This is a genomic window from Syntrophales bacterium (genome assembly GCA_030655775.1).
Taxonomy (GTDB): Bacteria; Desulfobacterota; Syntrophia; order Syntrophales; family JADFWA01; genus JAUSPI01.
On sequence record JAUSPI010000103.1, the window covers coordinates 1 to 4607 of the forward strand.

The following is a 4607-nucleotide window of genomic DNA, read 5'->3' on the forward strand; positions in this document are numbered from 1 at the left end:
ACAACACCTCTAAAAACTTTATTACCGCATTCCGGGCAAAAGTAACGGGCTTCTTCATCTTCAATCCATTTTTTTGTCCCATATTTTTTTCTATATGGAACAGATCTTAGAATAACCTTTTTACCAACGGCCATCGAAAAATTATCTATATATTTACAGGGGAACTCATTACATTGATGACACCCTTCATAACCTTTTTCTTTTATACAGTCTCTGATATCACATTGTTTACAGTGCATAAAAAGATTGTCAGACAAACATCCGTTGCATTTAATGTCTTTTGTTGTAAGATCTTCACTGTTAGGTATAGTACCTTTTCCAGGAACACCACCTTTGTAAAGCCCAATGATCAGCGACAATTATAATTCCCGCCGGACGACAATTAAAATTCCCGAAATATAAAAACCTTAAAAAAAATGGTAAGAACGTCCAAATCTAAAAGAAAGGAGAGGTTTGGATGGTTACTAACCAACAAGTAAGGAGGTTATTCAAAATGATTCAGACAGAAAAGAATTTCGGGATTGCAGCAATGAGAGCTGGAATGGATGAAAAAACCGCTCGCAAATACCGCAAGCACGGTAAGCTACCAAGCGATGTCAGGCAAAAGCATGGATGGCAAACGCGCCAAGATCCTTTTGAAAATGTATGGGAAAACATTAAATCAATGTTGGAGATCAACCCGGGATTGGAGGGCAAAACCCTGTTTGAGGATCTTCAATGCAGAACCCCGGGGGAATTTGAAGATGGACAACTTAGAACGTTACAGCGCCGTATTAAACATTGGAAAGCAGTGGAAGGCCCCCCTAAAGAAGTCTTTTTTCCTCAAATACACAAGCCGGGGGAGTTGTGCCAGTCTGATTTTACCCATATGGATAAACTGGGGATAATGATAAGCGGTCTTTCCTTTGACCATATGATTTATCATTTTGTTTTGACCTATTCCAACTGGGAAGCTGGGACTATTTGTTTTTCAGAAAGCTTTGAGAGCCTGAGCCAGGGGCTTCAAAATGCTTTATGGGAGCTGGGAGGAGTGCCGGGAAACCATCGTACGGACCGTTTAACCACAGCAGTAAATAAGGCCGACCATCCTGAAGAATTTACCAGAAGATATCAGGATCTTGTTGATCATTATAGAATCATTCCCTGCAAAACAAATCCGAATAGTCCAAATGAAAATGGTGATGTGGAACAACGCAATTATCGTTTCAAAAGAGCAGCGGACCAGGCCTTGCTTTTAAGGGGAAACCGAAATTTTGATGATCGAGCTGAATATGAACAATTTTTACATAAATTGTTTGCACAGTTGAATGCCGGTCGGAACAAGCGTTTCATGGAGGAACAAGCTGTCTTACACAGATTGCCTGAACGCCGGATTGACTCCTGCAAACACCAGGGAATGAAAGTCGGCCCCAGCAGCACCATACGGGTAAATCATAATGTCTATTCCGTGGAAAGCAGGCTGATCAGTGAAGAGATCCAGGTTCGTCTATATATGGATCGGTTGGAGATATGGTACGCTCAGAAAAAAGTTGATGTTTTGCCAAGACTCCGTGGTGAAGGAAAACACAAAATCAATTATCGGCATATCATTGACAGCCTGATCCGGAAACCAGGTGCATTTGAAAACTACCGTTATCGTGATGCAATGTTCCCCACCAGCCGGTTCAGGATTGCATATGATACCCTGAAAAAACGATATTCACCAAAAAGTGCTGTCAAACGATATCTGAGCATTCTAAATATGGCTGCTAAAGAAAGTGAAACAGCTGTGGACAATGCCCTGAAAGTCTTAATTGATAAAAATATGGATATCTGCAAAGAGCAGGTTCAAATTCTCATGCAGTCCAACGAGCCTGATTTTATGTGTGACCTTCAGGTTATGATTGCCGATATCCATATCCCTGAAGTTGATTTGACCTGTTATGACCAGCTGCTGCAGGAGGTGTTGTCATGTTGAGCGACCAGGAACAGATTGTTTGCAACCTTACACAGCTTCATATGCCAACCATACGCCGCAGTTATGAAGAGGTTGCAGGGCAGGCACGGGCAGACTCATGGAGCTACGAACAATATCTTTTGGAATTGTTAAATCTCGAATGTGAAGTACGGCAGCAGAACCGGATATCCCGCAATCTCTATGCATCCAAACTCCCGCCCTCTAAAACATTTGACAACTTTGATAAAAAGCGCCTGCCCACAAAGGTGGCCAACCATTTAAATGTTCTGATCAATGGTTCTTTTTTGAATCGGGCCGAAAACATATTGGTCTTTGGCAATCCAGGCAGTGGTAAAACCCACCTGCTATGTGCCATCGGCCATGCCCTGATTGAAAAGGGGAAACAGGTTCTTTTTATCTCATGCAGTCAACTTGTTCAGGAATTACTGATCGCTAAAAAAGAGCTTGAGATGACCCGGAAACTTAAAAAAATGTCCAGGTTTGATGCGGTTATTATTGATGATATCGGGTACGTACAACAAAGCCGGGAAGAAATGGAAGTGCTGTTTACCTTCCTGGCTGACCGATATGAACGGAGCAGTCTGATGATTACCAGCAACCTGCCTTTTTCTAAATGGGAGCAGATTTTTAAAGACCCCATGATTACCGCAGCCGCAATTGACAGACTTGTCCATCATAGTGTCATCCTGGAACTGAACGTAGACAGTTACCGTATGGAACAGGCAAAAAAAGATAAGAACCAAGACAAAGGAACTGATAATGATATCCAATGAGCAGGATCAAATCACAAAAAATCCAGCATATACAAAGGAAGAAATCCAAGAAATAGTTAAAATAGTACGGTTGGAATTATATAACAGAGGTCTGCTTTGCGGACCCAAGGCTATTAAAGAAAGATTGGAAGAATATGATATCAATTCAATACCGTCTGAAAGTACAATTGGACGTATATTATCACACCATGGTTTAACCAATGGCAGAACGGGGTGCCAATAACATATGTTTATTGTGGTTCCAAAAATGGAAAAATCTCAAGTGACCAGATTTTTAGGCGAATATCACCCTATTTTTATGGTAACTGTTATACAGCTATCTAAAATCCTGTAATAGCAATGCTTTCCAGGATTACTTTTTAAATGAAAGGTGAGTTTTATGCGCGGAGGATATAGAGGAATACCAAAACCAAAATTACCATCACATCTCAAGCGTGTCCATGTAAATGCCCGAATTCAAAGGTGGATGATTGATGAATTGAAGAAAAAAGGAGAGGTCGGCATAATTTTAGAGGAAATCTTGATTAAAGCAGGTTTTAAGTATCAACAACCTAAATAAGAATGGAAATAATGAAAGGACTTTTTACCAATTACGTGTGACCTTCAGGTTATAATGGGGGACTCTGTCCCCCAAACCCCCTGGGATTTAACGCATTGAGGGCAAAAGCATGTGAGAAAGGGGCAGTACATTACGCACTACCCCCATGCTTAAGCCACCGACTTCAACGCTCGGGTTGCTTCCCAGCAGAGCCCTATCCTCTGAGTTGGCAACGCAAGAGTAGCATAAATTTTATAAACAATGAAATTGGAATATTTAATAAAAATAAAATTGTCCTTAACATGGAAACAACTTCTATGATAAAACCGGACAAATCATGCGCTACAAAAACCGGACATTTCTATTTGTCACTAACAGAAAAATGTTGTATTTTTGACGTTAAAAAGGACAAGAAACTTGACTAAAAATAAGAAGCCTGAGACATAGGGTAAAACCATCGTCGATCAGTTCCAGAAAACCTGGACGGAATGCTCTGGAACAGGTGGACTGAATTGCCCGGAACGGGTGGACGGATTCACCGGAATAAGCACGTGGCCCTATCCTCCGGAAGGATATAAACAAAAAAACACAATAAAATTTATTTTGCGAGTATTTATTAATGAAATAAACAGGTTATAAAACAATGGAAACGGGAATTATAATTGTCGTTGATGGGGAATTATAATTGTCGTTGATCAAACCATCAATCCCAGATCAGCAATCATCCCATTCGGGGGCCGGATGCATTTGCCTGGGATTATTATCAACAATCCGGTGGCTCAAAGCAAAACGCAGTCTTTTTACGTGTGACCTTCAGGTTATTTGGTCGGGCATCTCAGCATAGAAAATAACAGCCAGTATCCCGCATGGTTACGTGCGCACAAAAATCCTGATGGTTTTATCTGACAGCGTCGTGTTTTTTATAAATCCCTTTTTCCCCTATAATATTTCAGTTTCTGACCTTCAGGTTATATTTAAAAATTTTTTCTAATATTTATATGCTTCTCACACAGGCCTGCAAGATACGTCTTGGGTGTTTTTGTTATGGTCAGATTCAAAAATAAGATGCATAGGGGAAATCATGGTTGAGAAGATAGAAATTATCAATTTGGACCTGAGGTATGAAAAGTTCAGGTTAAAGTCCAAAGAAATTGAAAGGGCATTACTTGCCTCTATTATTGAACATGATATCCAGGAACCACTTAAAGGCATTAATCTTGAAGACGGGACTAAAATTCTTCTTGATGGCTTTAAACGATACCGGTGTGCAAAAAAGCTCAAGATCGGTATGGTTCCCTATAGTTCTTTTGCGTAATTCCGGGGACACCTTACTTATCTT

General features: G+C 40.4%; 5 protein-coding genes. 4 read left to right on the top strand and 1 reads right to left on the bottom strand.

The window, feature by feature from the left end; genetic code table 11:
• A partial coding sequence (locus Q7J27_05485) for a DUF3795 domain-containing protein (GenBank protein ID MDO9528598.1) occupies nt 1-359 on the bottom strand: 359 nt, incomplete at its 3' end.
• A 137-nt stretch (nt 360-496) separates the two neighbouring features.
• Between Q7J27_05485 and istA the strand changes: the two genes are divergently transcribed.
• The 4 genes from istA (at nt 497) to Q7J27_05505 (ending at nt 4583) form a co-directional block, all read left to right on the top strand.
• Complete coding sequence (gene istA, locus Q7J27_05490; GenBank protein ID MDO9528599.1) at nt 497-1957, top strand: IS21 family transposase; 1461 nt, start codon at nt 497-499, stop codon at nt 1955-1957.
• Nucleotides 1951-2730, top strand: a complete 780-nt coding sequence (istB, locus tag Q7J27_05495; protein MDO9528600.1) for an IS21-like element helper ATPase IstB — start codon at nt 1951-1953, stop codon at nt 2728-2730. The genes istA and istB overlap by 7 nt, the downstream gene beginning before the upstream one ends.
• A gap of 379 nt (nt 2731-3109) precedes the next feature.
• Nucleotides 3110-3289 (top strand): hypothetical protein, encoded by a 180-nt coding sequence (locus Q7J27_05500; GenBank protein ID MDO9528601.1) that lies wholly within the window; start codon nt 3110-3112, stop codon nt 3287-3289.
• Between the two features lie 1060 nt (nt 3290-4349).
• Nucleotides 4350-4583, top strand: coding sequence for a hypothetical protein (locus Q7J27_05505; GenBank protein MDO9528602.1), 234 nt, complete (start codon nt 4350-4352; stop codon nt 4581-4583).
• Nucleotides 4584-4607: the final 24 nt, after the last annotated feature.

Excerpts from the sequence above, each read along its gene's own strand:
- istB (MDO9528600.1), top strand. The coding sequence starts at position 1,951 with ATGTTGAGCGACCAGGAACAGATTGTTTGCAACCTTACACAGCTTCAT.
- Q7J27_05500 (MDO9528601.1), top strand. The coding sequence starts at position 3,110 with ATGCGCGGAGGATATAGAGGAATACCAAAACCAAAATTACCATCACAT.
- Q7J27_05505 (MDO9528602.1), top strand. The coding sequence starts at position 4,350 with ATGGTTGAGAAGATAGAAATTATCAATTTGGACCTGAGGTATGAAAAG.